24 protein-coding genes and 3 pseudogenes are annotated in these 26,210 nt (G+C 44.2%); 19 read left to right on the top strand and 8 right to left on the bottom strand.

Annotated features, from left to right (window positions below):
- The first annotated feature begins 121 nt into the window (after positions 1-121).
- Both Xhom_RS33415 and Xhom_RS33420 read left to right on the top strand, forming a co-directional pair.
- The gene (locus Xhom_RS33415; RefSeq protein ID WP_084022953.1) at positions 122-337 is read left to right on the top strand and encodes a hypothetical protein; all 216 of its coding nucleotides are present in this window, start codon (positions 122-124) and stop codon (positions 335-337) included.
- On the top strand, positions 334-579 hold the full coding sequence (locus Xhom_RS33420) for a hypothetical protein (protein ID WP_084022951.1): 246 nt from the start codon (positions 334-336) through the stop codon (positions 577-579). The genes Xhom_RS33415 and Xhom_RS33420 overlap by 4 nt, the downstream gene beginning before the upstream one ends.
- 128 nt (positions 580-707) lie before the next feature.
- On the opposite strand, the pseudogene Xhom_RS12995 reads toward Xhom_RS33420, so the two are convergent.
- Together Xhom_RS12995 and putP are read right to left on the bottom strand one after the other, a co-directional pair.
- Positions 708-974 (bottom strand): annotated as a pseudogene (locus tag Xhom_RS12995) (transposase); the annotation flags it as partial.
- A 519-nt stretch (positions 975-1,493) separates the two neighbouring features.
- A complete protein-coding gene (gene putP, locus Xhom_RS13000) occupies positions 1,494-2,978 on the bottom strand; it encodes a sodium/proline symporter PutP (protein WP_069315304.1) in 1,485 nt (494 codons plus the stop codon).
- A 573-nt stretch (positions 2,979-3,551) separates the two neighbouring features.
- Between putP and putA the strand changes: the two genes are divergently transcribed.
- Entirely contained in the window at positions 3,552-7,532 is a 3,981-nt protein-coding gene (gene putA / locus Xhom_RS13005; RefSeq protein WP_069315303.1) for a trifunctional transcriptional regulator/proline dehydrogenase/L-glutamate gamma-semialdehyde dehydrogenase, read from the top strand.
- 125 nt (positions 7,533-7,657) lie between these two features.
- On the opposite strand, the gene fliZ is transcribed toward putA, so the two are convergent.
- The 4 genes and pseudogenes from fliZ to Xhom_RS45850 all read right to left on the bottom strand — a co-directional run.
- Positions 7,658-8,170: a flagella biosynthesis regulatory protein FliZ gene (gene fliZ, locus Xhom_RS13010; protein WP_069315302.1), complete on the bottom strand. Its 513-nt coding sequence runs from the start codon at positions 8,168-8,170 to the stop codon at positions 7,658-7,660.
- Between the two features lie 53 nt (positions 8,171-8,223).
- Positions 8,224-8,946 carry an RNA polymerase sigma factor FliA gene (locus tag Xhom_RS13015; protein WP_069318385.1) on the bottom strand — a complete coding sequence of 241 codons (723 nt, stop codon included), beginning with the start codon at positions 8,944-8,946 and terminating at the stop codon, positions 8,224-8,226.
- A gap of 281 nt (positions 8,947-9,227) precedes the next feature.
- Positions 9,228-9,503 (bottom strand): annotated as a pseudogene (locus Xhom_RS45845) (flagellin); the annotation flags it as partial.
- A 180-nt stretch (positions 9,504-9,683) separates the two neighbouring features.
- Positions 9,684-10,205 (bottom strand): annotated as a pseudogene (locus Xhom_RS45850) (flagellin N-terminal helical domain-containing protein); the annotation flags it as partial.
- Between the two features lie 287 nt (positions 10,206-10,492).
- Here Xhom_RS45850 and fliD point away from each other — a divergent pair.
- The 5 genes from fliD (at position 10,493) to Xhom_RS13045 (ending at position 14,597) form a co-directional block, all read left to right on the top strand.
- Positions 10,493-11,950: a flagellar filament capping protein FliD gene (fliD, locus tag Xhom_RS13025; protein WP_069315300.1), complete on the top strand. Its 1,458-nt coding sequence runs from the start codon at positions 10,493-10,495 to the stop codon at positions 11,948-11,950.
- Between the two features lie 11 nt (positions 11,951-11,961).
- Entirely contained in the window at positions 11,962-12,372 is a 411-nt protein-coding gene (gene fliS / locus Xhom_RS13030; protein ID WP_069315299.1) for a flagellar export chaperone FliS, read from the top strand.
- Positions 12,372-12,746, top strand: a complete 375-nt coding sequence (gene fliT, locus Xhom_RS13035) for a flagella biosynthesis regulatory protein FliT (protein ID WP_069315298.1) — start codon at positions 12,372-12,374, stop codon at positions 12,744-12,746. The genes fliS and fliT overlap by 1 nt, the downstream gene beginning before the upstream one ends.
- A gap of 593 nt (positions 12,747-13,339) precedes the next feature.
- Positions 13,340-14,077 (top strand): cyclase family protein, encoded by a 738-nt coding sequence (locus Xhom_RS13040; protein ID WP_069315297.1) that lies wholly within the window; start codon positions 13,340-13,342, stop codon positions 14,075-14,077.
- Between the two features lie 139 nt (positions 14,078-14,216).
- Positions 14,217-14,597, top strand: coding sequence for a hypothetical protein (locus Xhom_RS13045; RefSeq protein WP_069315296.1), 381 nt, complete (start codon positions 14,217-14,219; stop codon positions 14,595-14,597).
- A 37-nt stretch (positions 14,598-14,634) separates the two neighbouring features.
- Here Xhom_RS13045 and Xhom_RS13050 read toward each other — a convergent pair whose 3' ends face one another.
- Entirely contained in the window at positions 14,635-14,937 is a 303-nt protein-coding gene (locus tag Xhom_RS13050; RefSeq protein WP_069315295.1) for a recombination protein NinB, read from the bottom strand.
- Between the two features lie 491 nt (positions 14,938-15,428).
- Positions 15,429-15,740 (bottom strand): flagellar hook-basal body complex protein FliE, encoded by a 312-nt coding sequence (gene fliE / locus Xhom_RS13055; RefSeq protein ID WP_069315294.1) that lies wholly within the window; start codon positions 15,738-15,740, stop codon positions 15,429-15,431.
- Between the two features lie 283 nt (positions 15,741-16,023).
- Here fliE and fliF point away from each other — a divergent pair, with 283 nt between their 5' ends.
- From fliF to fliP, 11 genes are all read left to right on the top strand, one after another.
- Positions 16,024-17,724, top strand: coding sequence for a flagellar basal-body MS-ring/collar protein FliF (gene fliF, locus Xhom_RS13060; RefSeq protein WP_069315293.1), 1,701 nt, complete (start codon positions 16,024-16,026; stop codon positions 17,722-17,724).
- Positions 17,721-18,713: a flagellar motor switch protein FliG gene (fliG, locus tag Xhom_RS13065; RefSeq protein WP_069315292.1), complete on the top strand. Its 993-nt coding sequence runs from the start codon at positions 17,721-17,723 to the stop codon at positions 18,711-18,713. Before fliF ends, fliG begins: the two co-directional genes overlap by 4 nt.
- Positions 18,706-19,410: a flagellar assembly protein FliH gene (fliH, locus tag Xhom_RS13070; protein WP_069315291.1), complete on the top strand. Its 705-nt coding sequence runs from the start codon at positions 18,706-18,708 to the stop codon at positions 19,408-19,410. The genes fliG and fliH overlap by 8 nt, the downstream gene beginning before the upstream one ends.
- Positions 19,410-20,774 carry a flagellar protein export ATPase FliI gene (fliI, locus tag Xhom_RS13075; RefSeq protein WP_069315290.1) on the top strand — a complete coding sequence of 455 codons (1,365 nt, stop codon included), beginning with the start codon at positions 19,410-19,412 and terminating at the stop codon, positions 20,772-20,774. Before fliH ends, fliI begins: the two co-directional genes overlap by 1 nt.
- A 109-nt stretch (positions 20,775-20,883) precedes the next feature.
- Entirely contained in the window at positions 20,884-21,330 is a 447-nt protein-coding gene (fliJ, locus tag Xhom_RS13080) for a flagellar export protein FliJ (protein WP_069315289.1), read from the top strand.
- Positions 21,327-22,733: a flagellar hook-length control protein FliK gene (locus Xhom_RS13085; protein ID WP_069315288.1), complete on the top strand. Its 1,407-nt coding sequence runs from the start codon at positions 21,327-21,329 to the stop codon at positions 22,731-22,733. The genes fliJ and Xhom_RS13085 overlap by 4 nt, the downstream gene beginning before the upstream one ends.
- 217 nt (positions 22,734-22,950) lie before the next feature.
- On the top strand, positions 22,951-23,427 hold the full coding sequence (gene fliL, locus Xhom_RS13090; protein WP_069315287.1) for a flagellar basal body-associated protein FliL: 477 nt from the start codon (positions 22,951-22,953) through the stop codon (positions 23,425-23,427).
- A gap of 5 nt (positions 23,428-23,432) precedes the next feature.
- Positions 23,433-24,440 (top strand): flagellar motor switch protein FliM, encoded by a 1,008-nt coding sequence (fliM, locus tag Xhom_RS13095; RefSeq protein WP_069315286.1) that lies wholly within the window; start codon positions 23,433-23,435, stop codon positions 24,438-24,440.
- A complete protein-coding gene (gene fliN, locus Xhom_RS13100) occupies positions 24,433-24,840 on the top strand; it encodes a flagellar motor switch protein FliN (protein WP_069315285.1) in 408 nt (135 codons plus the stop codon). The genes fliM and fliN overlap by 8 nt, the downstream gene beginning before the upstream one ends.
- 2 nt (positions 24,841-24,842) lie before the next feature.
- Positions 24,843-25,334 (top strand): flagellar biosynthetic protein FliO, encoded by a 492-nt coding sequence (fliO, locus tag Xhom_RS13105; RefSeq protein WP_069315284.1) that lies wholly within the window; start codon positions 24,843-24,845, stop codon positions 25,332-25,334.
- Positions 25,335-25,473: 139 nt separating this feature from the next.
- Positions 25,474-26,163, top strand: coding sequence for a flagellar type III secretion system pore protein FliP (fliP, locus tag Xhom_RS13110; protein WP_145957463.1), 690 nt, complete (start codon positions 25,474-25,476; stop codon positions 26,161-26,163).
- The last annotated feature ends 47 nt before the right edge of the window (positions 26,164-26,210 follow it).

Raw genomic sequence — 26,210 nt, forward strand, 5'->3', positions numbered from 1 at the left:
CAGACGGCAGAAAAGAATGCATTGCTGGTAGCTACAGTAATTCGATCTGAGTTTGCCATTGAGCAATTCCGGCAATTGGGTGGGGCTATAACACCGTTACCCTCTGGTTGTAAAGGACATTATGGGAGCGGGTATTGCCGATACCCTGACCGCCGCTGACTGGAAAACACGGTCAGCGGGAACGGGGACAAAAGGTGAGTGTTGGTATGACTGGGCTTTAGTGCCGTTGTGGCGTTTACAGATAAGTGAAGAGGACCGGCGTTATGGTCATTATCTGTTGGTTCGGCGCAGCCGGGATAACAGACAGGAGCGAGCTTACTATGTGATGTATGTTTGAGAGAGCAGGCGGATCTCAATGCGCTGGTTCAGATTGCGGGTTACCGCTGGGAAATCGAGTGTAGTTTTGAGGAAACGAAAGGGGAATGTGGGCAGGATCATTACGAAGTGCGGCGATGGCAGAGTTGGTATCGGCATATTACCTTGGCATTGCTGGCCCATGCAGTCTTGGCTGTCTTGCGGGTACAGGAGAAAAAAACACCAGCCGGCCGGGTTACGCTCAGTGTAGCAGATCCTCCGTAACCTGTTGTCAAAGCTGATGGAAAAAGCGGGAGAGACACTGGAGCAGATTTTACATTGGTCAGACTGGCGACGACGGCATCAATACCGGGCACAACAAGGTCACTATCGTCACAGGGCAGATCATCGGCTTACAGAGCCATTACGGCTGTAGTATTTTTCGCATAACGGGTCGCTATACCCCGCCAGCGTTTAAGATGAAGAAAAGTATTTTCAACTAAATGCCTGAGTCGATAGAGTTCCCAATTATATTCTCGTTTCACTTTGCGATTTTTACGGCTGGGAATCTGCGCTTCCATGCCTTGTTTTTCTGCTTGTTCAATAACGGTATGACTGTCATAGCCCCGATCCGCTAATAAATGTTCTGCATTTAGCCCTTCAATCAGAGTCTCAGCTTGTTCCTTTGTTTCCATAACCGTGGATCCGGGGAAAAAAGGCATTTTTTTTGGGAAGATAACAATTCTATCTCTTGTTTTTTAAAAGCAAAATTTACATCTTTTAAATTTATTACACAGGATGGGAAATTGTTATGATCCAGCCGTATCGGTATGATAGAAAAATCTGATGACCATTTTATACCACGTTATTATTATGGACTTTTTTATTCTAGACAGTATTGTCCAGCACGCCTAGAAGAAAATAAGAGTGGAGAGAGATGGTGAGCCACCGCCACTTTATATTCATTCTACCTTTAATTCTGAACTGATGACGATTAATCCTCTTTCTGAAGCGTACAATAAAATAAGTGGTGATTTTAAAGATTCGGATCAAGGCTGAACAATTACACTCCTTCAACCGCCTGAAGGAACTGATCTTGAAAATGCAGGGGAGCCTGAAAATTGGACATGCTATGGTTGATGGAGAATGAAGGACTAAAATAATAAGCCTCTGAATAATCAGAGACTTATTATTAAAATTTATTTAACTTGATACTGCGCTTCCGCTTCATCAAAACGCTGCTGAGTCGTCTGACTAGGTGCTTTACCCAATAAGCTCACTGCTATAATAGTAATCGAGGCAAAAATAAATCCTGGGATGATTTCATATAAAGAGAACCATTTATATTCCATCCATACCAGAACAGTAATTGCGCCCACCAGCATACCTGCCAGCGCACCGTTGCGGGTCATCCGTTTCCAGAGCACAGAAATTAATACAACTGGGCCAAATGCCGCACCAAAACCAGCCCAAGCATTACTTGCCAGTGCCAATACTTTATTATTTGGATTGGTTGCAATCACAATCGCGATAGCCGCCACCAGCAATACCATCATACGGCCAACCCATACCAACTCTTTCTGGCTTGCCTTAGTACGGATAAATCCTTTATAGAGATCTTCCGTCAATGCACTGGAGCACACCAGCAATTGGCAGCTCAAGGTACTCATGACCGCCGCCAATACAGCAGAGAGTAAGATACCCGTGATCCACGGATTGAACAGAATTACCCCCAGTTCCATAAAAATACGTTCACGGTTCTGTAATACCGGGCCAGCTTGTTCAGGGTTTAATTCAAAATATGCGATACCAAAGAAACCAACAGCCACAGTGCCGGCAAGACACAAAAACATCCACGTCATACTGATACGACGCGCTTTGTTAATTGTCTGATGCGAATCTGCCGCCATAAAGCGTGCCAAAATATGCGGCTGGCCAAAATAACCGAACCCCCAGCCCAATAGAGAAATAATGGCTACGAAGTTGAGATTTTTGAACATATCCAGATAAGCAGGGTCTTTCGCCTCAATGATATTAATCGCAGTATCAACACCACCTACTTTGATAAGGATCAGAACAGGCACCAAGATGAGTGCAAAAATCATCAAGGTTGCCTGTACGGTATCTGTCCAACTTACCGCCAGAAATCCGCCTAGGAAGGTATAAGCAATTGTTGCCAAAGCACCAAGCCAAATTGCTTTCTCATAACTGATACCAAAGGTATTTTCAAACAGCAATCCACCCGCAACAACACCAGAAGCACAATAAATGGTAAAGAAAATAAGGATAACCAATGCGGAGATAATGCGCAGCATTTTACTGCTATCTTCAAAACGATTGGAGAAATAATCTGGCAGAGTTAGTGCGTTATTATTTATCTCTGTATGTACACGCAATCTGCCTGCTACCCAGCGCCAATTAAAATACGCGCCCAACAAACAGCCTAATGCTATCCAGCTTTCTGAAATCCCGGTAAAAAAAATGACGCCCGGTAATCCCATCAATAACCAGCCACTCATATCAGAAGCGCCAGCAGATAATGCCGTTACCACACTCCCTAAACTCCTCCCACCCAATATATAATCATCAAAATTTTTGGTGGAACGATAAGCCATAAAGCCTATCAACAACATTCCAGCTATATAGATAGTGAAGGTAATAAGCATTGGTGAATTTACTGTCATGCAGGTTCTTCTCCATAGTGTTTTTGCAACAAGTTGTATTTTTGCAAATCGTGTTTCTGTCAATGATGTCTCTGCAAATGATGTTATTTGCATAACCTCATGTTATCTGTAAATTAAATTACCCCCTCTTCAGCACCACGTTCTTCCCTGTTAGGTTACTAAAGGTTGCACCTAAAGATGGGTTAGAGGAGTTTAGGCTCTTAATTTCACAATTAATTATTTATGATTGTAATTATTTTAAAATCACATTCTATCCTAGATTACTCAAAACATTTTTAACAACTAGTTAACGCTATTTTTTACAAAAAACGTCTGCCAAGTCACATTTATCATTCAGTAGGTTGCACCTTTCATTAAATGAATAGTGATAACTCACGATTGAGCAATAAATAAAAATTATTTATATATCATATGGATAATAAGAATTTCGTCATAGTAATTACCAAAAAAGATAATAAAAACAAGATTAATTTCACAAATTTAAAACAACTTCTTTTAACGAAGTTGCACAAAGTTGCAACATGGAAGATATTGTTATGTAACTTGATTAAATTTACCTATTAAGGAGTTAGAATGGGTAGTACCACTATGGGTGTAAAGCTCGATGAAGCAACGCGTAATCGAATTAAAGCCGCTGCACAACGAATTGAACGCACACCACACTGGCTGATTAAGCAAGCCATTTTTAATTATCTTGAACAACTGGAAAATGAGGAAAATATCCCAGAAATATCAGTGGGTCAGAATAGCAAAGAAGAAAAGATTTCCGAAGAAGAATCACCAATTGAAGCGCCTTATCAGCCATTTCTGGATTTTGCCGAGCATATTCTGCCCCAAACGGTTAATCGTTCCGCAATTACTTCCGCCTATCGCTTACCTGAAACACAAGCTGTTCCTATGTTGTTACAACGAGCTCAATTATCGGAAGAGCAAAACAAGGCTACCCACAAACTTTCTTACGCCATCGCAGAAAAATTACGCCAGCAAAAACATGGCATTGGCCGTTCTGGCTTAGTACAAGGTTTGCTGCAAGAATTTTCGCTTTCTTCACAGGAAGGTGTCGCGCTGATGTGTCTCGCCGAAGCATTGTTGCGTATTCCCGATAAAGCAACACGCGATGCGCTGATCCGCGACAAAATCAGTAACGGTAATTGGCATTCTCATCTTGGGCAAAGCCCTTCGATGTTTGTCAATGCGGCAACGTGGGGATTGCTTTTCACGGGCAAATTGGTCTCCACTCACAATGAGGCCAAGTTATCCAAATCACTGAATCGGATTATCAGTAAAAGCGGGGAGCCAGTGGTACGCAAAGGTGTCGATATGGCCATGCGTCTGATGGGCGAACAATTTGTTACCGGTGAAACCATCGCCCAGGCCCTTGCCAATGCCCGTAAGCTGGAAGAGAAAGGTTTCCGCTATTCCTATGATATGCTCGGTGAAGCGGCCTTGACAGAAGAGGATGCACAAGCGTATTTGGTTTCTTACCAGCAAGCGATCCACGCTATTGGCAAAGCATCAAACGGCCGGGGCATTTATGAAGGGCCGGGGATCTCCATCAAACTTTCGGCTCTGCATCCACGATACAGCCGTGCTCAGTACAATCGTGTCATAGAGGAACTCTACCCTCGCCTGCTTTCCCTGACTTTACAGGCCCGCCAATATGATATTGGCATCAATATTGATGCCGAAGAAGCTGACCGTCTGGAAATTTCTCTCGATTTGCTGGAAAAGCTGTGTTTCGAGCCAAAACTGGAAGGCTGGAACGGGATCGGTTTTGTCATTCAGGCTTATCAAAAACGCTGTCCTTTTGTCATTGACAGCATTATTGATTTGGCACAGCGCAGCCGCCACAGATTAATGATCCGTTTGGTAAAGGGGGCTTATTGGGATAGCGAAATTAAGCGTGCCCAAATCGATGGTCTGGAAGGCTATCCGGTGTATACCCGCAAGGTCTATACCGATGTTTCTTACCTCGCCTGCGCCCGCAAACTTCTTTCCGTACCCAACTTGATTTACCCTCAATTTGCCACTCATAATGCCCATACTTTGTCTGCGATTTATCATCTGGCCGGACAAAACTATTATCCGGGGCAATATGAGTTCCAATGCCTGCACGGCATGGGTGAACCGCTTTATGATCAGGTGGTTGGAAAAATTGCAGAGGGTAAACTCAATCGTCCATGTCGCATTTATGCGCCAGTGGGAACGCACGAAACATTACTGGCGTATCTGGTACGTCGTCTGTTGGAAAATGGTGCCAATACCTCGTTTGTTAATCGCATTGCGGATACATCCCTGCCGATTGACGAGCTGATCGCTGATCCGGTGAAAGTCGTGCAGGAATTGGCGCAAAACGAAGGGCAAATTGGTCTGCCACATCCAAAAATTCCTCTGCCACAGGATTTATACGGTAAAAATCGTGTTAATTCGTCAGGATTAGATCTCTCCAACGAGCATCGTCTCGCTTCCCTATCCAGTGCATTGCTGAGTTCTTCGATGGAAACGTGGAGCAGCGAACCTTTGCTGGGTGGAAATTACGAACATGCGGGTGAATTACCTGCAGCCAATCCTGTTTATAACCCAGCGAAATCCTCTGATTTAGTCGGATATGTACGAGAAGCCACCGAGCAAGAAATCAGCCATGCGTTAGACGTTGCCACCGAGGCCAACACCATCTGGTTTGCGACACCACCATCAGAGCGGGCGGCAATTTTAGTGCGTGCAGCAGAGTTAATGGAAAATAACCTGCAATCTCTGCTTGGCATTCTAGTACGTGAAGCGGGCAAGACATTCAACAACGCCATTGCCGAAGTGCGCGAAGCGGTAGATTTTCTCCATTATTATGCAGGGCAGGTACGTCAGGATTTCGCCAATGATACTCATCGTCCATTAGGGACTGTTGTTTGTATCAGCCCGTGGAACTTTCCGCTGGCTATTTTCACAGGCCAAATTGCTGCTGCATTGGCGGCAGGTAACAGTGTACTGGCAAAACCCGCTGAACAGACCCCACTAATTGCCGCCGTTGCGGTAAAAATGCTGCATCAGGCCGGTATTCCGCGTGATGTGCTGCAATTACTGCCCGGACAAGGGGAAACGGTGGGTTCATTGCTGGTCGGTGATGAGCGTGTACGTGGTGTGATGTTTACCGGTTCTACCGACGTTGCCAGCCTATTGCAACGCAATATTGCAGGCCGATTAGATGCACAAGGGCGCCCAACGCCATTAATCGCTGAAACGGGTGGCTTAAACGCCATGATTGTCGATTCTTCCGCTTTGACCGAGCAAGTCGTCACTGATGTGGTTGCTTCAGCATTCGACAGCGCCGGACAACGTTGCTCCGCCTTGCGTATCTTGTGTATACAGGATGATGTTGCAGACAAAACACTCACCATGCTGAAAGGTGCAATGGCCGAATGCCGAATGGGAAATCCTGAGCATTTATCGACAGATATCGGTCCGGTGATTGATAACGAAGCAAAAACAGGGATTGATCGCCATATCCAAACCATGCGTACCAAAGGCCGGACGGTTTATCAAGCAGTGCATGAGAATGTGCATGACAATCAGGAATGTTCACACGGGACATTCGTTAAACCTACTCTGATCGAGTTGGAAAGTTTTGACGAGTTGAAGAAGGAAATCTTCGGCCCAGTTCTGCATGTGGTACGTTTCCAGCGTAATGAGCTGGATAAACTGCTGGATCAGATCAATGCTTCCGGTTATGGCTTAACCCTGGGCGTTCACACGCGTATTGATGAAACTATCGCTCAAGTCACCAGTAAAGCGAAAGTCGGCAACTTATATGTCAACCGCAATATGGTCGGTGCTGTTGTCGGTGTTCAGCCATTTGGGGGCGAAGGTCTGTCTGGAACTGGGCCAAAAGCGGGCGGGCCACTATATCTTTATCGTCTGCTGTCACAGCGTCCGCTTAATGCAGCCAGCCAAACACTGGAGCGTCAGGATGCAGAATATGAGCTTGATGCCAAAACTCGTGTCGCCCTGCACTCACCTTTCAATCAACTGGCCGATTGGGCAACTGCGCAGAATAATGTGGCATTAGGTAAAGTGATTCAGGAATATCGTTTGCTGGCACAAGGTGGAACGCTGCGTGTACTGCCGGGACCTACCGGTGAGCGTAATACCTATGCCCTGCTGCCTCGTGGGAAAGCTCTGTGCCTTGCCGATAATGAGCAAGATGCACTGGTGCAATTAGCAGCGGTACTTTCTGTGGGTTGTCGGGCGATATGGGAACAAGATGAACTGCATCAACAGCTACTGAAACAGTTGCCAGACGACATTCGCCAAACGATCAGTCTGGTCAATGATTGGCAAAATGAAGAAACAGAAATGGAAGCGGTAATTTATCACGGAGATTGCGATCAACTGCGCAATATTTGCAGTATTGTTGCGCAACGTACAGGACCGATTATTTCTGTGCAAGGATTTGCCCGTGGCGAAACCAATTTGTTGCTGGAGCGCTTATTACACGAACGTTCATTAAGTATTAATACAGCGGCAGCAGGGGGTAATGCCAGTTTAATGACTATCGGTTAAAATAACTTAATTAAGATTATTTAGTTATATTTTTATAACCAAATAGATATAGAGGGGAATACGTTATTATCGTATTCCCCTCTAAACTGTTTAGTCCAACTGAATTTAGATATCGGCGTAATTAATCAATGACCGCTCTGTTGCCAGCTCAGATATTGTTCATATTTACGCAGCGCGATATTGTAATTACTGAAAGCAGACTGAGACAATTTTTCGCTGAGTTTTTCCTGAATTTTTTCTGGTGTAAACTCATTGGTCGGATAATTACTGGAAGTCAGCAATTCATCCAAACGTCTTAAACGAACCACGTATTCACGTACCGTGCTATGGCTCATTTCGGTTTGTTCAAACAGGTACTGCTTAAATGACATAATGTCAAAATAATCAGTTTGGCTATTGCAATAAATCTCACTACAAAAGCGGCACAGCGCCACAAATTTACCCTGCAACTCATTCCATGTTTTGTCATCGACCAATTCAGTCATCTCAGAAATAGCTTCTTTATTGATGACCTGACCGTTAAAAACAAGAGAGATACGGTCAAGAGTCTTATGACAATGCAAACAATGAGTCTGACTATGTTTATAGTCTTTGATATAACGGCTGAGAGGCCGTTTCTTTTGTGTTGTAACAGACATAAGAGATAAAGCCCTGTGTATAGTCTTAACAAAAAAACAAATAAGCAAAAAAGTTACTTCTCTGGATTCAAACGCGCCTTCAGCCTTTTTATCGCTTGACTGTGAAGCTGACTCACGCGGGATTCGCCCACATTAAGCACTGCGCCAATCTCTTTAAGATTCAGTTCTTCCTGATAATACAGCGTCAGAACCATTTTTTCCCGTTCGGGCAATGACTCAATCGCATCGATAACCCGCTGACGGAGGTCACCTTCCAGTAACTGTTGAAGAGGATTTGTCTCATGCTCTTCCTCAATTACTGGTTCACAGCTTTCACCGTAAATTTCGTGCCATTCGTCATAAGAAAATAGTTGACTGTTATTTGTGTCTAACAGTATTTGCCGATATTCTATCAGATTAATCTTTAATTCTTTAGCAACTTCCTGCTCACTGGCTGGACGGCCTAACTCTTGCTCAAGTTTATGGATGGTCTGCGTGACTTCCCGTGCATTACGCCGCACACTGCGCGGCGCCCAATCACGGCTCCTCAACTCATCCAACATAGCACCTCTGATACGCTGTACCGCATAGGTGGTAAACGCAGTTCCCTGCATGGAATCAAAACGTTCCACCGCATTCAGTAAGCCTATGCCACCGGCCTGAAGCAAGTCATCGAGTTCTACGCTAGCAGGTAATCTTACCTGTAGCCTCAAAGCTTCATGGCGAACCAGTGGTACATAGCGCTTCCAGAGGCTATTTTTGTCCATCACGCCTTCGGCGGTATACAAATCGCTCACAACAACAGACACCTTTGGATAAGAGACTGGGTACCATTATCCAATCACCTAACCGGTACAATCGTTTGAACAATGAAGTAAAAGCGCTTCTTTTTCACCTATGCGAAATTTTTTGTTGTCCGCCCAAATGGATCGCAAGTTTCAGGCTGTCCCTGACAATCGTTCTAAAACGGTCGTTATAAAACCGTGGTTAAAAAATAAGGATCGGCAAGCCGATCCTTATTTTAGAGGCGTTATTTATGCAGGTTGCCCTACATAATCGCTCAATTGGAAAATAAAAATTAACGCAGCAGAGACAGAACAGTTTGTGGAACCTGGTTAGCCTGAGCCAGAACAGAAGTACCAGCCTGTTGCAGGATCTGGCCACGGCTCATGTTAGAAACTTCAGTTGCATAATCAGCGTCTTCGATACGGCTTCTTGCAGCGCTCAGGTTGTTAACAGTGTTGTTCAGATTGTTAACAGTGGATTCCAGACGGTTTTGAACTGCACCCAGGGAGCTGCGCAGGCTGTCAACTTGAGACAGAGCTTCGTCTAATTTGGCCAATGGCTTTTCTGTAGGTGGTGTCCCTGCTTCTTTTGCTTTTTTAAGAGCTTCATTTGCTTTGTCAAGCTCCGTTTCTGCAGCAGTTATGTCACCAGCATCTGTTAAGCCAGTTAATTTTTTCTCAATCTCTGCTACTTTTGTTTCTTCAACCTTTATTGCTTTCTTTTGCTCCTCAGTTCGTTGGAATTCAACGCTAAAATCACCCAAACCTAATTCCTGTTTATCAATTTTTTTCAGGTTGACATCGATTGTTTCACCATCGTTAGCACCAACCTGAATTTTCAGAGTAGTATTTTCGCTTAATACTTTTACACCATTAAACTGAGTTTGCTCAGAGATACGGTTAATTTCCCCCAAGCGCTGAGTGATTTCTTCCTGGATGGATTTCTTGTCACTTTCAGAGTTAGTGCCGTTTTCAGACTGGACAGCCAGTTCACGGATACGTTGCAGGTTATTATTGATTTCGTTCAGAGAACCTTCGGTAGTCTGGGCAATGGAGATACCGTCGTTAGCGTTACGAGAAGCCTGATTCAGACCTTTAACGTTAGCAGTGAAACGGTTAGCAATCGCTTGACCAGCAGCGTCATCCTTCGCGCTGTTAATACGTAAACCAGAGGACAGGCGCTCAATAGCAGTACCTAAAGTGCCCTGAGATTTAGTCAGGTTGTTCTGAGCCAGCAGAGATGAATAGTTGGTATTGATGACTGATGCCATAGTAGAGTTCCTTTTAAAATCAAGTCGATATAATTAGTTTGAGCCTATTTGCCACGGTGTTCATCACCGCCAACAGTTTTATCGGCCCTGTAAAAAGAACCTTTAATATTTCTTGAAAAAACTTTTTTATTTTTCTCTCCTTTTTTTCCCCTTTATTCCCTGATAAGCCAAACAGCGCCTGTTCTCACCAATTATTCTGTCCATCAAAAAAATCATTTTGTCAGTAAACTTTCCCTAAATTAGTCCGATAATAAATCCAGTGATGCTTTACTAATAAAGGAGTCAACATGGCTAGCATTTCCTCATTAGGAGCCGGGTCCGGGATGGAGCTGGGTTCTTTACTGGATAAACTTCAGGCAGCAGAAAAAAAGCGTTTAGAACCATTAGCACAACAACAAACCAGTTATAAAGCCAAACTAACCGGTTTTGGCACATTAAAAGGCAGTTTAGAAAAATTAAAAAGCGCATCCGAAGAATTAAAAAAATTCGATAAGCTCAATACAACTAAAATCAGCACAGATCATAAAATATTTACTCCAAGTACGGATTCCAAAGCCAGCCCGGGTAACTATATTATTGAAGTTCAGCAGCTTGCAAAGGCACAATCTTTGCAATCCAATGAAGTTAAGAATGTAAAAGATTTTCTGGGTGAGAACAATAAAGGCACCCGTACCATAATCATCACTCAACCAAATGAGAAAGGTCAGAAAGAGAAAGAGCCGATGCGCATTTCCCTGAAAGATGATGAAACTTCTCTGCTTGAGATTCGTGATGCCATCAATAAAAAAGAAGGCGACGTGAATGCCAGCATCATTAAAGCGGAAGATGATAAAAACTATCTAATCCTGACTTCTAAAAAAGCCGGCGAAAAATCCGTCATGACCATCAAAGTTGAAAATGATGATAAGCTGGCTAAGTTTTTGGATTATACATCTGACGACAAAGGTGACGGCACAGGTAACATGAAACAAACCGTGTCGGCTGCCAATGCGATATTAAAAGTCAATGGTATCCTGATTGAACGCCAGACCAATGAAATCAAAGACGCGCCGGAAGGTATTACTCTGGATCTGAAAAAAGTTTCAGAAAAAGAAGAAGGTAAAGTCGACACAAATGGCAAACCGGTACTAAAAACAGAAACACTGGTTGTGTCCCGCGATATCGAGCCAATGAAAGAGGCGATTAAAAAGTGGGTGGATGCTTATAATGAACTACAGACCACTTTTGATTCGCTGACCAAATTCAAACCAGTCGGTAAAGGTGAAGCGGCATCAAAAGACAATGGCTCCCTGCTCGGTGACGGCACATTAAAAAGCATTCAAAGCCAGTTAAGACATCAGCTATTTGCGGCACAAGATGTTGCTGATATTGCTACTCTGAATAAACTGGGTATCAAACAGAAATTGGATGGCACTCTGGAAATCAGCAATGAAAAACTGGAAAAGAATCTGAAAGAGAAACCAGCCAACGTTAAAGCCTTCTTTATGGGAGATGGTGAAAAAACGGGTTTTGCAACCCAGACCTATAATTTATTGAAGAAAACTCTGGATGGCCACGAAGGAACTATCGCAACCGCAACCGAAGGTATCAACAAGCGTCTGAAAACCATTGAAAAACAAGTGGAACAGACTAACAGAAATATCGATGCCACCATGGAGCGTTATAAGCGTCAATTTACACAACTGGATAAACTTGTCAATTCATTGAATAACACAGGTTCATCCCTATTCCAGCTTTTAAAATAAAAAAGGGCATTATGTATCAACGTTCGGCAAGCCAGTTATACGCTCAGGTAGATCTTGAGAGCGAGATTATGAATGCTTCTCCCTATCAGTTGATTCAGATATTGTTCAACGGGGCGCTAAGCGCCCTACGTCGTGCAGTGATTCTGATGCAGCAGGGCAATATCCCAGAGAAAGGTTTAGCTATTTCAAAGGCAATCAATATCATTGATAATGGTCTCAAAGAGGGACTTAATTTCGAAAAAGGTGGAGAGATTGCTCAGAATCTCTTTGCTTTATATGATTATATGAGTCGTCGTTTACTCCATGCCAATTTACGCAATGATGAGAAGGCTATTACCGAAGTGATTGATTTACTTACCGAGATTTCAGATTCTTGGCGGCAAATAGGGCCTCATTACAACGCCAGTCAGGATATTGTTTAATGAAAAATGATCTGGATCTTTTGTCAGCTTACCAGCAGATCCTTAGTTTAAGTGAGCAAATGCTTGATTTAGCTAAAAATGAAAAATGGGATGTACTTGTTGATATGGAAATCACCTACCTGAAAGCAGTAGAAGTGGTTACCCAATTATCAGAAGATTCAGAAGCTCCTATTTCATTACAGCAGGAATTAACCAAAATTTTGCAAACTGTCTTAGATAATGAAAAAGAAACTAAGAGATTGTTGCAAAAACGATTAGATGAACTCAGCGAACTGATTAAACAGGAAAGCTGTAAACAATTATTACATGATACTTATGGACAGTTTCCTGTCAGTGATTACGAAATGGAGTTGACGTCTACGGAACCAAAATAAATATAACAATAATATTAGTGATTCTATTTATAAGACACTAGTTAATAGTATCATTCATTTTTTCATTTCAGGTGGTGCCAATTCGTCACCATCGCTTTTTTGGTTAATCTAATTCGGCATTTTATTTTAGTCATAATTTGCAAACAATCAAGAAAATCAAAGAATACATTTTTAACAAAAAATCAACCTCTTACTGGTAATTGACGATTTTTCAGGTAGTAACAAAAGATAACATTGTGTATTACCCTTAATTAGAAAAGGACATTGATGATAATGAGAAATACAATCAAACTTATTATTATTTAGATGTTATTTTCTAAGATAAAAATTTCTTTAGGCTACCAAAAAGAGGTATTCACATTTATCACCGAATATCTGCTGGAAAAAACAAGTTACCGATAACGCTTTTTACATAAGCCTCCACTGTGGTCGAGATAAAAAAACAGCCAATAATGCAGCGTATTAAAATGCCAGTGATATAACACATTCACTAAATTGTGAATAATCTCCCAAAATTAACACGCTTACTGATAAACAAATTGCGACCCAAAAATGATGAATGTTTAATCGTAAAAAAACAAAATGAGGTGATTATGATGAATGACATTCTGCAAGCACTTACTTTACTGAAATCCCAAAAATGGGTCGATTTAACACACAGTTTTGACAAAGACTCACCTCATTTCTTTATGTTTGATCCGGCTGAATTTAAAACACTTTTTCACTATAAAGATGGCTTCTTTGCACAAAAATTTACCTTCCCCGGACAATACGGCACACACATTGATGCCCCCTGCCATTTTATTCCTTATGCCCGCACGCTTGATGAACTTGAATTGAAAGAATTGGTATTACCCTTAATCGTTATTGATCAATCGGAAAGAGCTAAGCGAGACCCTAACTTTTCATTATCTAAAGACGATATTCTTCAATTTGAAGCCGAGCAGGGTGTGATTGAATCGGAGACTTTCGTGGCTTTAAGAACGGACTGGAGTAAACGCTGGCCATCTCAGCAAAAAATGGATAATAAGGATAAACAGGGAAATAACCAAACCCCGGGATGGAGAATGGATGCCCTTAAATTTTTATTTGAAGAACGGAAAATCAAAGCTATCGGGCATGAGACTTTCGATACTGATTCATCTAAAGATTTTAGAAAAAACAAGGCGTTATTAGGTGAGCATTATGTCTTGTCTCAGAATACATACCAAATAGAACTTTTGGCTAATTTGGATCAAGTACCTATACGTGGAGCGGTAATATTTAATATCGCCGCTAAACCTAAAAATGCGCCAGGGTTTCCGGTGCGCTCATTTGCGATAGTGCCGTAATTGATGTTATTTATCTTAAATTCGGGAACTTTTATACCCAGTAAATTCAAATTGCAGCTTCAAAAAAGCGTATAACCGGAAATTAAAACACAAGAAGATAACATCTGTTTTATAGGTAAATAATTAACGGTGGAATAACATGAAAAAAATTGTTGTATTTGTGATATTGATTTTTTCTAATATTACTTTCGCTTCAGAAAACGAAGATTTAGATTATTGTGCAACAATAGAATCGTGGGCTGCTTCAAAGGTAATAAGTAGCGTAATCACAAAAAATCAAGAACTCGATCAATATCAAGCTACATCATCCTTCATTTCCAGACATAAATTGGTAAAAGAAGGAAAACCAATCACGTTAACAGAATGGGGACAACTGTATATTCAAACGATAGAGATCTCTATCCCTTATATTAATAATCAGAAAAAATCTGTTACTCTCATTGCTTCATCAATTATATCAACACAAGAGTGCTCCTTAACAGAACCGGCTTATTTCGATATCACATCTGAACATGGATAAATTCACACTTCTTTTTTTGAGTAGTAAGAATAATTGTTCAAACAGTCATCCTTACTTGATATTTATAAATTTTGAAAATATTCGACAAATAATGTGGATATACCCAATGGATTTCAAGGTGCGTTGCAGCGGCAAGAGAGAGAACGAATCCCCTAGGGACATAGTTAACTGCAATATTACTTAGCGTCGCCCACATCTTGCGATTCTGAGCATTGAGGCGCTTAGGTTCTGAGAATTTTATTTCGTAGATTTTTTTGGGGTCTAGCGGGAGATTTCTGATGACAGCGATAGCGTTTTGTTGGATGGATTTATTACTGAGATAGTATGTTTTGGATAACATCTAGAGTCATACATATGCTAGATCCTGTTATTGATAGTCTAAAATCACAGGCTCTAATGACTCGATCTATCGAAGTTGATGTATCAACTAGAGAATTTGGTAAAAAGCGCACAGACTCCTGCACATTTGTTTTTCAACCATTAATAACAGCATGTAACGGGTTAAAAACTCATTTTTACTCACCGAGTGGATTCGGTCAAATATGGGTAACCTTGGTTAGGAGATCAGGGGTTAGACATAGAAAAGCATACCAGACAAGGCACATATACGCATGCTGGATGCTCTCTGCCGGTGCTAACCCATCTTTCATTGAATCAAATGGGGCATGTTTTATCACAAATGGTACATAGCGTTTATGGTGCTTGGATGAGTGAAAACAATAACGACCAAATTAAATTGCTGAATGAAAGACTGTCTCATAATGCCCCATATATGCCCAAAGCCATTAACGGAACAATAATTTAATACTATATATCAATATATTAACTCCATCACACCTGCATGTTCATCACCTCATGATACGCACTCACCAGCTTATTCCTCACTTGGATGCCCATTTGCAGTGAGATATTCGCTTTTTGCATATTGACCATTACGTCATTTAATTCCACACCTTGTACACCGAGCGTGAAATCTTGTGCCTGTTTGACTGCGCTTAAGCGGGTGTGGTTTATTTTTTCTACTGCCGCGGTCAGCTGGCTGGCAAAACCGCCCTGCACCGGCATGGGTTTGGCAATGTTTGCTGCCTGTAATGCCTGAGTCTGCATCTGTTGCAGTACACCTTCAATTGCCTGAATTGACATAAAAACCTCGCGTTAAATCACCCTATTGATTATGTGATTAAGTGCCATATTAGCCGTGGGCTGGTTGGCAATTTTCCACGCTGCCACCGTAACATAGCCCTTTTAAACTAAAGCGGGTAATTGAAGTAAAAATTCAAAGCTTATTGTGCCATTAAAAGAGGTGTGAACAGCGAATAATGACAGGATTAATTATAGGAAGAACCTTTTCGCTTGCGTATGGGGAGTCTGTTTTGTTACGCCACGCTTTTAGTATTCATGTTGACCAGCAAGGCAAGGATCGTCTATGAGTGCAGCAACAACCGACGTTGAAAACCGAAATAAAGGTTTCAACGCTATCATCAGCAGGATAAAAGCTGACCCAAAAGTTCCATTATTAGTTGCTGGCTCCGCTGCCATCGCTATTATCGTCGCCCTGTTCCTTTGGTTGCGCAGTCCTGATTATCGGGTGCTTTACAGCAATCTGAGCGATAAAGATGGCGGCGAGATTGTTACGCAATTAACCCAAATGAATGTCCCTTACCGCTTTGCCGAAAATGGTGCTGCGATCATGATACCTACCGATAAGGTACATGAGATTCGCCTGAAACTGGCACAACAAGGACTGCCTAAAGGGGGAGCTGCCGGTTTTGAATTGCTGGATAAAGAAAAATTCGGCATCAGCCAGTTTAGCGAGCAGGTTAATTACCAACGCGCACTGGAAGGTGAGCTGGCACGTACCGTTGAATCGCTCGGCCCAGTTCAGAGCGCACGTGTCCATCTGGCCTTGCCAAAACCTTCTTTGTTCGTTCGGGAACAAAAATCACCATCAGCATCCGTCACAGTGGGATTGCTGCAAGGCCGTGTTCTGGATGAAGGGCAAATCAATGCCATCGTACATATGGTTTCAAGCAGTGTTGCTGGTTTACCCGCAGGTAGTGTCACGATTGTGGATCAATCAGGACGCCTGCTGACACAAGCCGATGCCACTGGCCGTGATTTGAATACCACGCAGTTGAAATATACGCAGGAAGTTGAGAATCGTTTCCAACATCGTATTGAAACTATTCTGGCTCCGGTGGTCGGTCGTGGAAATGTACATGCGCAGGTCACGGCACAAATTGATTTCTCCCGCCGCGAAGAAACTGCGGAAGAATATAAACCTAACCAACCTCCTAATCAGGCGGCCGTTCGCTCTAAACAAAGCAGTACCAGCGAACAAAACGGTGGACCACTGGTAGGTGGTGTACCGGGTGCATTATCTAATCAGCCAAGTGCTGCACCAAATGCACCGATTGAAAAACCCAATGCGGATGCTAAAGGCAACGAAAAATCAGATCAGCAACGCAATGTTGGAAATAATAGCTATGAGCGCATGGTGAGCGGTAATCGCAATAACCGATACGACGAAACCATGAACTATGAAGTAGATCGCACCATTCGCCATACGCAATTACAAGCTGGTGCCGTGGAGCGGCTTTCAGTTGCTGTCGTGGTTAACTATGCCACTCTTCAGGGAGAAAATGGCCCTGAAATAAAAGCACTGACACCTGAACAGTTATCGCAGATCGAAGCGCTGATCCGCGAGGCAATGGGCTTTTCTACTGATCGTGGCGATAGTCTGAATGTAGTTAATACGCTGTTCAATGATACAGCCGATACGGTAGAAACCCTGCCATTCTGGCAGCATCCTGTCCTGCTGGAGAAATCATTGGATGCAGGTCGTTGGTTACTGTTGGCACTGATTGCATGGCTGTTGTGGCGCAAAATGGTTGTACCGCAAATCGCCAAGAAACGTGCTGCGGAAAAAGTCGCACTGGAAGCGCAAAAGAACCAGCCGAAACAGCAACCAGAAACAAATGCTGAACTGGATGAGAAAATGCGCCGTCAGCTGGCTCGCCAACGTGTCAATGCCGAAGTTCAAAGCCAGCGTATCCGTGAACTTGCAGAAAAAGATCCTCGCGTCGTCGCGCTGGTGATCCGTCAATGGATGAGTAACGAACAATGAGCCTGACAGGAACAGAAAGAAGTGCCGTCATGTTAATGACCCTGGGAGAAGATCAGGCGGCCGAGGTGTTCAAGCACCTGAACTCCCGGGAAGTACAACAACTGAGTATTGCTATGGCGGGTATGCGTCAAGTCTCCAACCAACAACTGGTTGAAGTGTTGGCTGAATTTGAAGAAGATGCGGGGCAGTACACTGCCCTTAGCATCAACGCCAACGACTATCTGCGCAGTGTACTGATAAAAGCACTGGGTGAAGAACGTGCTGCCAGTCTGCTTGAGGATATCCTTGAATCCCGCGATACCACTACGGGCATAGAAACCCTTAACTTCATGGAACCGCAGATGGCGGCCGATATGATCCGCGATGAGCATCCGCAGATTATCGCCACTATTCTGGTTCATCTGAACCGTGGTCAGGCTGCCGACATCCTTGCTTTATTTGATGAACGCCTGCGCAATGATGTGATGCTGCGTATCGCCACCTTTGGCGGTGTGCAACCTTCCGCACTGGCAGAATTGACAGAAGTGCTCAATAACCTGCTGGATGGTCAAAACCTGAAACGCAGCAAAATGGGTGGTGTTCGTACTGCGGCTGAAATCATCAACCTGATGAAGAGCCAGCAAGAAGAAGGCGTCATTGATGCGGTTCGTACTTACGATAGCGAATTGGCTCAAAAAATCATTGATGAAATGTTCTTGTTCGAAAACCTTATCAACGTGGACGATCGCAGTATCCAGCGCCTGTTGCAGGAAGTTTCGACCGACTCTCTGCTTGTGGCATTAAAAGGTTGTGATCAGGCACTGCGCGATCACTTCCTCAACAATATGTCACAACGTGCTGCTGAAATCATGCGTGATGATTTGGCAAGCCGTGGCCCTGTCCGTATGTCTCAAGTGGAAGCCGAACAGAAAACCATCCTGCTTGTGGTTCGTCGTCTGGCAGAAAGCGGCGAGATGATCCTCAATGGTGGTGACGATACCTATGTCTGATAAATCAAATAATGGAAACTGGCGGCTATGGCTGCCAGGCGAGTTAACTCAGTGGGAAACCCTGCGGGCGAAACTGGAACCCATAGGTGAAGAACGCAAACCCAGCAAACAGGATCTGCTACTGGAACAAGCAAAAATGCTGGACGAGATAAAAGAACAAGCTCGTCAGGCTGGTCAGGCGCAAGGTTTTGCTGAAGGTCAGGCCCAGGGTTATGAACAAGGGATTCAGGAAGGCCGACAAGCTGGACTGGCTCAGGGTTTACAAGAAGCGGAGCAACAACAGCACGTAGTTACCGAGCAGTGGAAAGCACTGTTGACGGATTTCAATCATTCACTGGATGGCTTAGATACGGTTATCGCTTCGCGCCTGATGCAACTTTCATTGACTGCAGCCCAACATATTTTGGGTCAACCTGCTGTATGTGATGGTACTGCCCTACTGAATCAAATCCGCGAATTTATCCAGCAAGAACCCATGTTCAACGGAAAACCACAGTTACGTGTTCATCCACAAAATATTCCCCTAGTTGAACAACATCTGGGCGAAATTTTGGCTTTGCATGGTTGGCGCTTAATTGCAGATAATAAACTGCACCCGGGTGGCTGTAAGGTCAGTGCCGATGAAGGAGATCTGGACGCTAGTTTAGCCACGCGCTGGCACGAAATGTGCCGTCTGGCAGCATCGGGAGAATTGTGATGACGGCAAGACTTGGACGCTGGCTGGCAACATTGGATTCATTAGAAAAACGTCTGGAAAAAACCCCGAAAGTTCGTCGTTATGGGCGTCTGACCCGCGCCACAGGCTTAGTGATGGAAGCCACAGGCTTACATATGCCCCTTGGTGCGACCTGCCTGATCGAACGTCAAAATGGCAGTACCATTGAAGAAGTCGAAAGTGAAGTCGTTGGTTTCAATGGAGATAAGCTGCTGTTGATGCCAATGGAAGAACTGGAAGGCATTGTGCCGAGTGCTCGTGTCTATGCCCGTTCTTACAGTGATGATACCGGAGGCGGACGCAGCTTACCTCTGGGACCGGAATTACTTGGCAGAGTTCTGGATGGAGCAGGCCGTCCCCTTGATGGTTTGCCTTCCCCTGATACTGGCTACCGCGCCCCTCTGACAACAACACTTATTAATCCCCTGCAACGAACCCCTATCAGCAATGTGCTGGATGTTGGTGTGCGTGCTATCAACTCGCTGCTGACCGTTGGGCGCGGGCAACGCATGGGGTTGTTTGCTGGCTCAGGTGTGGGTAAAAGTGTGCTGCTCGGCATGATGGCGCGTTATACCCAAGCCGATGTGATTGTTGTCGGGCTGATTGGCGAACGTGGTCGCGAAGTTAAAGATTTTATCGAAAATATATTGGGTGTCGAAGGCCTGTCACGCTCAGTTGTCGTAGCTGCCCCCGCCGACGTTTCGCCACTTTTGCGAATGCAAGGAGCCTCTTATGCGACTCGTATCGCCGAAGATTTCCGTGATCGCGGCAAACATGTCCTGCTGATCATGGATTCACTGACCCGTTACAGCATGGCACAACGAGAAATTGCATTGGCTATCGGAGAACCACCAGCAACCAAAGGATATCCCCCTTCCGTGTTTGCCAAATTGCCGGCGCTAGTAGAAAGAGCAGGCAACGGTGTCAGTGATGGTGGTTCCATTACGGCATTTTATACAGTACTGACAGAAGGTGATGACCAGCAAGATCCGATTGCCGATGCGGCTCGGGCCATTCTGGATGGCCATATTGTGTTATCGCGCTCGCTGGCAGAATCGGGTCACTATCCTGCTATTGATATTGAGGCTTCCATCAGCCGAGCCATGACCGCACTGATCGACAATACCCATTATCGTCGGGTACAACATTTCAAACAGTTGCTTTCCAGTTATCAACGTAACCGAGATTTAATCAACGTTGGCGCATATGCTGCGGGGAGTGATCCTTTACTGGATAGAGCCATTGAGCTTTATCCTCACATGGCTTTGTTCCTGCAACAAAGTATTAATGAACGCAGTGAGTACGATACAGCCTGTTCTCAACTTCAACAGTTATTACCAACATAACATTTTTGTCCGTGGGTATAACGTTTGCCTATATGGTGCCGATATAACTTTGCTATTGATGTGAGTTTGTAACGCTTATGTTTGTTTGGTGATTAAAACGAGGAAATAAATGCAACAACACTCCCCTCTCGTGACTTTACGTGAACTTGCCCAAGATGCAGCGGAAAAAGCAGCATCACAACTTGCACAGGTTCGTCAAAGCCACAAGCAAATGGAGCAACAACTCGCGGCGTTAATGAATTATCAGGATGAATATCGTACACGTTTAAACGACACCCTCAGTAGTGGCATGTCCAGCTCAACTTGGCAAAATTACCAGCAGTTCATGAAAACACTGGAAATGGCCATTGAGCAACATAAATTACAGCTCAATCAATGGAAAAAACGACTTGAGCAAGCCGTGTCACAATGGCAGGAAAAACAGCAGCGTCTGAACGCCTTCGACACACTGCAACAGCGGGCAGAGCATAATCTGAAGTTACACCAAAATCGCATGGAGCAAAAACAAATGGACGAGTACGCACAACGTGGTGCACAAAGGAGAATGAAACAATGAATCTCACTCTTTTGCCTACTGATTTAAAATTCACGCACAAAGGTACAGAAAAAGGTCAGTCAACATTGAATGACCCGATAGGCGGTAACCATTCTTCTCAATTTGAGCAACTTCTCAATGCAGAAACGGCCTCTATGCAGAAATCTGTTGCTCAGGAAGATGGAAATACTCAGGTAAATAAAAATAGCCTGCAAGAAGGCCAATCTGCCGCAGACAAAACAGTAGAAGGCGGACGATCTCTGATGCAGACCATGCCGGAGAAAACCGCAGCCGTAGAAAAATCACCAGCAGAGATTTTACTACAAGAAACTGGCGCCGAATTTGCTGTATTGAAAGAGGAAGATCTTTTATCAGCCGATGCGTTGAATGCCATAATACCGATCCAAATTGCTGGTCTGATTAATTCTCAAACAAGCTCTGTGGCTCTTCCTGAAGATGCAGAGGGTGAAAACAGTGCAGCCAGTGCGTTACTTGGCAAAAATATCAAAGCAAATGCCAGATTTGTCAGCACAGACTCGACTCAACAGCCTAAAGAAGATGAGCCGGATGATGGCCTCCAGTCGTTGACTGCACGAGATGCTACTTTTAATAATAAAGCTGAGAATACCGCTAACACTCGTCCAGCATTGGAGCCAATCGCAGGTCAAGTGAAATCGTCTACCAATAATAAATTTTCTGCTAACAATTTCGCTGCTAACAATAAAGCAGAACCAGACAGTGTCAGCCCAAAGAATACAGTTTTAAACAGTAGTAAGGAGTTAAACCTGCCCCAGTCGGCAATTCAAGGCATCCCTGCATTAACAGCCACCGCGATTGAACCGACTTCCATCGATTCGACGGCAATATCGGCGGCATCTCCTCTACTGTCAAACGGACAACAAACAACGGGTCAATTTCAGTTGAACAATACCGCTGCACCTTTACTGAATGCCCATCTTGGCAGCGAAGAATGGCAACAACAGCTCAACCAACATGTGTTGTTCTTTAACCGCAATGGGCTGCAACAGGCTGAACTTCGCTTACATCCTCAAGAATTAGGTGCACTACATATCCGCATGAGTGTTGAAGACAATCAGGCACAATTGCATTTTGTCTCTGCCCATCAGGCAGTTCGTGCTGCTCTGGAAGCTGCATTGCCGGGGTTACGCCATACCTTAGCTGAAAGTGGCATCCAATTGGCCCAAAGCAGTGTAAACAGTGAGGCTCAAGGAAACTGGCAGCAAGAACACCATGCCAGCAATCAAGCTAATAACCAGACTAATAGTCATTCCAACGCCCATGGCGATAATCAAAATCAGGGTCTAGCAGTCGCAACAGGAGTAACGGCTTCTCACTCATCGGCTATTAAGATGACACCTCAACAACTCGCTTCTACCCGCGGAGGTGTTGATACGTTTGCCTAATTATCCATCTAATTACTCGCCTAATTTCATGATGCACTGTAATAAAATGAAAAAGAGCCGATAACAAACGTGTGAGTTAATGGTTTTTTCCTCGTTTGTTCCCGCTATTGCCGGAACAAAGACGCGGGATAATTGATATTGATTTTGATGGATAAGGATATCCGCCACGGAATGAGCGGGGACTTATCCGCCACGGAAAACAGGAATTTGTCTGTCCATGTCTGATTATAGCTACGAGCATAAACGCACAAATCCAATTTGGATAATACTGTTAATACTGATTGCTGTTCTTGGTGTCGCCATCGGCGGGTATAGCTGGTGGACAGTGAAGCAATCAACCAACAACAGTACAGAAAAAACCAAAGTCATTGAAGCGCCAGTATTTATGACCTTGGAGCCTTTTACCGTCAACTTGATCGACAACGATGAACATTTCGATCGTGTTCTCTATGTTGGCGTAACATTGCGTCTGTCTGACGAAAAAACCCGTCAGCTTTTCCATGATTATCTGCCAGAAGTTCGTAGCCGTATGTTGCTGTTACTGTCCCGCCAAAAAGCCACCGATTTGGCAAAGGATGACGGCAAAATGCGTTTGGTGGAAGAGATCAAACAGACACTACACCCAACACTGATACCCGGTGAAACTGATCAAGTCATCACCGATGTGTTGTTCACCACGTTTATTCTGCGATAATCACAATGAGTGACAATATTCTTTCACAGGCAGAGATTGATGCTCTGCTCAATGGTGACAGTGCCGCTGCAGATGACGTAGAACAAATTGCGTCAGGAGAAAATGAGGTTCGCCCTTACGATCCTAATACGCAACGCCGTGTTGTACGCGAACGTTTGCAGTCGCTGGAAATCATCAATGAACGTTTTGCCCGCCAATTCAGGATGGGGCTGTTTAACATGCTGCGCCGCAGTCCAGATATTACGGTCGGAGCCATTAAAATACAGCCTTATCATGAATTTGCCCGTAATTTAGCCGTACCCACTAACCTCAATCTGGTTCACCTGAAACCATTGAGAGGAACTGCACTATTCGCTTTCGAACCCAGTTTGGTTTATATCGCCGTTGACAACCTGTTCGGGGGTGATGGACGCTTTCCAACCAAAGTGGAAGGCCGTGAATTCACCTATACTGAACAGCGGATTATCAACCGGATGCTGAAACTGGCACTGGACGCTTACCGTGATGCATGGGATTCCATCTTTAAAATTGAGGTGGAATACGTACGTTCCGAAATGCAGGTTAAGTTCACCAATATCACTACCTCACCAAATGACATTGTGGTTACCACGCCGTTCCAAGTGGAGATCGGTGCATTGACTGGGGAATTCAACATCTGTATTCCATTCGCCATGATCGAGCCTCTGCGCGAACGCTTGACCAATCCACCTGTGGAAAATGTACGTCAGGAAGATAGCCAATGGCGTGAAATTCTGGTGAAACAAGTTCAGCACTCAGAATTAGAACTGGTGGCGAACTTTGTTGATATCCCCTTACGGCTATCAAAGATCCTCGAATTGAAAAGCGGTGATGTTTTGCCGATTGAAAAACCTGAACGCCTAATTGTTCACGTTGATGGTGTGCCTGTACTCACCAGCCAATATGGAACACTGAACGGGCAATATGCCCTACGTGTTGAACACCTGATTAACCCTGTTTTAACTGCTCTGGATGAGGAAAAGCACAATGAGTGATGCTAAACAACCCGCAGATACCAGCTCGACTGAAGATATGTGGGCAGAAGCGCTGGAACAACAGGCCGCACAGCAAACCTCTGACAGCGGTGCGTCAATATTCGAGAACTTGGAGCCGCAGGATGCTTTCTCTCAGCTCTCCGATATTGACCTGATTATGGATATTCCCGTTAAGCTTTCGGTCGAGTTGGGTCGCACCAAAATGACTATCAAACAATTGCTGAAACTGTCACAAGGCTCAGTAGTTCCCCTCGATGGCCTTGCGGGCGAACCGCTGGATATTCTGATCAATGGCTATTTGATCGCACAAGGAGAAGTGGTTGTCGTATCCGATAAATACGGTATCCGTATCACGGATATCATCACTCCTTCTGAACGTATGCGTCGCTTGAGTCGTTAACTATGATGGCGAACCAGCCTTCCCTTTATGCTTCTTCTCAACGTGGTGCAGCATCAGATGCTGCACCCGTTAATACGACAGCCATTAATACTTCTGTAAATACCGTATCCACGAATACCGCTCCTCTCTCTGCCGGCCACACATTAATGCAAGTCAGCAGTGCATTGGGCGGTGTTTTATTGCTGATTTTCTTTATTACCTGGCTAGTACGCCGACTGGGTTTTGCGCCTGCCAAAAACAAAAATCATCGATTGCTGAATGTTAAAGCAAGTTGCTCCCTTGGGCCAAAAGAGCGGGTCGTTGTGGTGGAGGTCGAAAACAATTGGTTGGTTCTGGGGGTTACATCCCAGCAGATCACGATGCTGCATCAGATGCCTGCGCCGTCTGATAACGCGGAAAAGGATACCGCACTCAACTCACTGCCATTCGGCCAAATTTTAAAAAACACGCTCCAGCGGAAAAGCAAGAACAACAAGGACGATGATGAAAAGTAGAGTTTTCTTTATGACCAGCAATCGAATAACAGGCAAAAAACTTGTCTCACAGCTTTACCACATACACTTGGGCTTCATACGCTTGAGCTCCATACGTTTGTTTACTTTGCTTATTGCGCTCTTGCTACCGCTGTTCCCGATGAACGCCGCAGCCGAATTGCCCGGAATCATCAGCCAACCTTTACCTAATGGCGGACAAAGCTGGTCATTACCCGTTCAGACCCTGATTTTCATCACTGCACTCGGTTTTATCCCTGCCGCGTTGCTGATGATGACCAGTTTTACCCGTATTATCATTGTACTTGGCTTACTGCGCAATGCACTGGGAACCCCTTCCGCCCCCCCTAACCAAGTTATGTTGGGTTTGGCGCTATTTATGACTTTCTTTATCATGGCCCCGGTATTCGATAAGGCATACCAAGATGCCTACCTGCCTTACAGTGAGGATAAAATTACACTGGAAGTCGCATTGGACAAAGGTGCCAAACCTCTGCGTCAATTCATGTTGCGTCAAACACGGGAAAACGATCTGGCACTGTTTGCCCGCCTTGCGAATCAAGAGGCCTTTGAAACTGCGGATTCTGTTCCCATGCGTGTGCTCGTCCCCGCATTTATTACCAGCGAATTAAAAACCGCGTTTCAAATTGGTTTCACCCTCTTTATTCCTTTCTTAATCATCGACTTGGTAGTTGCCAGTGTGTTGATGGCTTTAGGGATGATGATGGTTCCACCTGCCACAATATCACTACCGTTCAAACTGATGCTATTTGTCTTGGTAGATGGCTGGCAATTGTTGCTTGGTTCACTGGCACAAAGCTTTTATGTCTAATAAAAAACGTTATGTCTAACGTGAAATCTTATTGGAAGAAGACCAAC

The sequence above is a fragment of the Xenorhabdus hominickii genome (assembly GCF_002632725.1).
Taxonomy (GTDB): domain Bacteria; phylum Pseudomonadota; class Gammaproteobacteria; order Enterobacterales; family Enterobacteriaceae; genus Xenorhabdus; species Xenorhabdus hominickii.

Excerpts from the sequence above, each read along its gene's own strand:
- fliP (WP_145957463.1), top strand. The coding sequence starts at position 25,474 with ATGAACGCCGCAGCCGAATTGCCCGGAATCATCAGCCAACCTTTACCT.
- Xhom_RS13085 (WP_069315288.1), top strand. The coding sequence starts at position 21,327 with ATGAATCTCACTCTTTTGCCTACTGATTTAAAATTCACGCACAAAGGT.
- Xhom_RS13050 (WP_069315295.1), bottom strand. The coding sequence starts at position 14,937 with ATGTTATCCAAAACATACTATCTCAGTAATAAATCCATCCAACAAAAC.
- fliO (WP_069315284.1), top strand. The coding sequence starts at position 24,843 with ATGATGGCGAACCAGCCTTCCCTTTATGCTTCTTCTCAACGTGGTGCA.
- fliG (WP_069315292.1), top strand. The coding sequence starts at position 17,721 with ATGAGCCTGACAGGAACAGAAAGAAGTGCCGTCATGTTAATGACCCTG.
- fliS (WP_069315299.1), top strand. The coding sequence starts at position 11,962 with ATGTATCAACGTTCGGCAAGCCAGTTATACGCTCAGGTAGATCTTGAG.
- fliD (WP_069315300.1), top strand. The coding sequence starts at position 10,493 with ATGGCTAGCATTTCCTCATTAGGAGCCGGGTCCGGGATGGAGCTGGGT.
- Xhom_RS33415 (WP_084022953.1), top strand. The coding sequence starts at position 122 with ATGGGAGCGGGTATTGCCGATACCCTGACCGCCGCTGACTGGAAAACA.
- fliT (WP_069315298.1), top strand. The coding sequence starts at position 12,372 with ATGAAAAATGATCTGGATCTTTTGTCAGCTTACCAGCAGATCCTTAGT.
- fliJ (WP_069315289.1), top strand. The coding sequence starts at position 20,884 with ATGCAACAACACTCCCCTCTCGTGACTTTACGTGAACTTGCCCAAGAT.
- Xhom_RS13040 (WP_069315297.1), top strand. The coding sequence starts at position 13,340 with ATGATGAATGACATTCTGCAAGCACTTACTTTACTGAAATCCCAAAAA.
- Xhom_RS13045 (WP_069315296.1), top strand. The coding sequence starts at position 14,217 with ATGAAAAAAATTGTTGTATTTGTGATATTGATTTTTTCTAATATTACT.
- fliM (WP_069315286.1), top strand. The coding sequence starts at position 23,433 with ATGAGTGACAATATTCTTTCACAGGCAGAGATTGATGCTCTGCTCAAT.
- fliZ (WP_069315302.1), bottom strand. The coding sequence starts at position 8,170 with ATGTCTGTTACAACACAAAAGAAACGGCCTCTCAGCCGTTATATCAAA.
- fliF (WP_069315293.1), top strand. The coding sequence starts at position 16,024 with ATGAGTGCAGCAACAACCGACGTTGAAAACCGAAATAAAGGTTTCAAC.
- fliH (WP_069315291.1), top strand. The coding sequence starts at position 18,706 with ATGTCTGATAAATCAAATAATGGAAACTGGCGGCTATGGCTGCCAGGC.
- putP (WP_069315304.1), bottom strand. The coding sequence starts at position 2,978 with ATGACAGTAAATTCACCAATGCTTATTACCTTCACTATCTATATAGCT.
- fliE (WP_069315294.1), bottom strand. The coding sequence starts at position 15,740 with ATGTCAATTCAGGCAATTGAAGGTGTACTGCAACAGATGCAGACTCAG.
- fliL (WP_069315287.1), top strand. The coding sequence starts at position 22,951 with ATGTCTGATTATAGCTACGAGCATAAACGCACAAATCCAATTTGGATA.
- fliI (WP_069315290.1), top strand. The coding sequence starts at position 19,410 with ATGACGGCAAGACTTGGACGCTGGCTGGCAACATTGGATTCATTAGAA.
- fliN (WP_069315285.1), top strand. The coding sequence starts at position 24,433 with ATGAGTGATGCTAAACAACCCGCAGATACCAGCTCGACTGAAGATATG.
- putA (WP_069315303.1), top strand. The coding sequence starts at position 3,552 with ATGGGTAGTACCACTATGGGTGTAAAGCTCGATGAAGCAACGCGTAAT.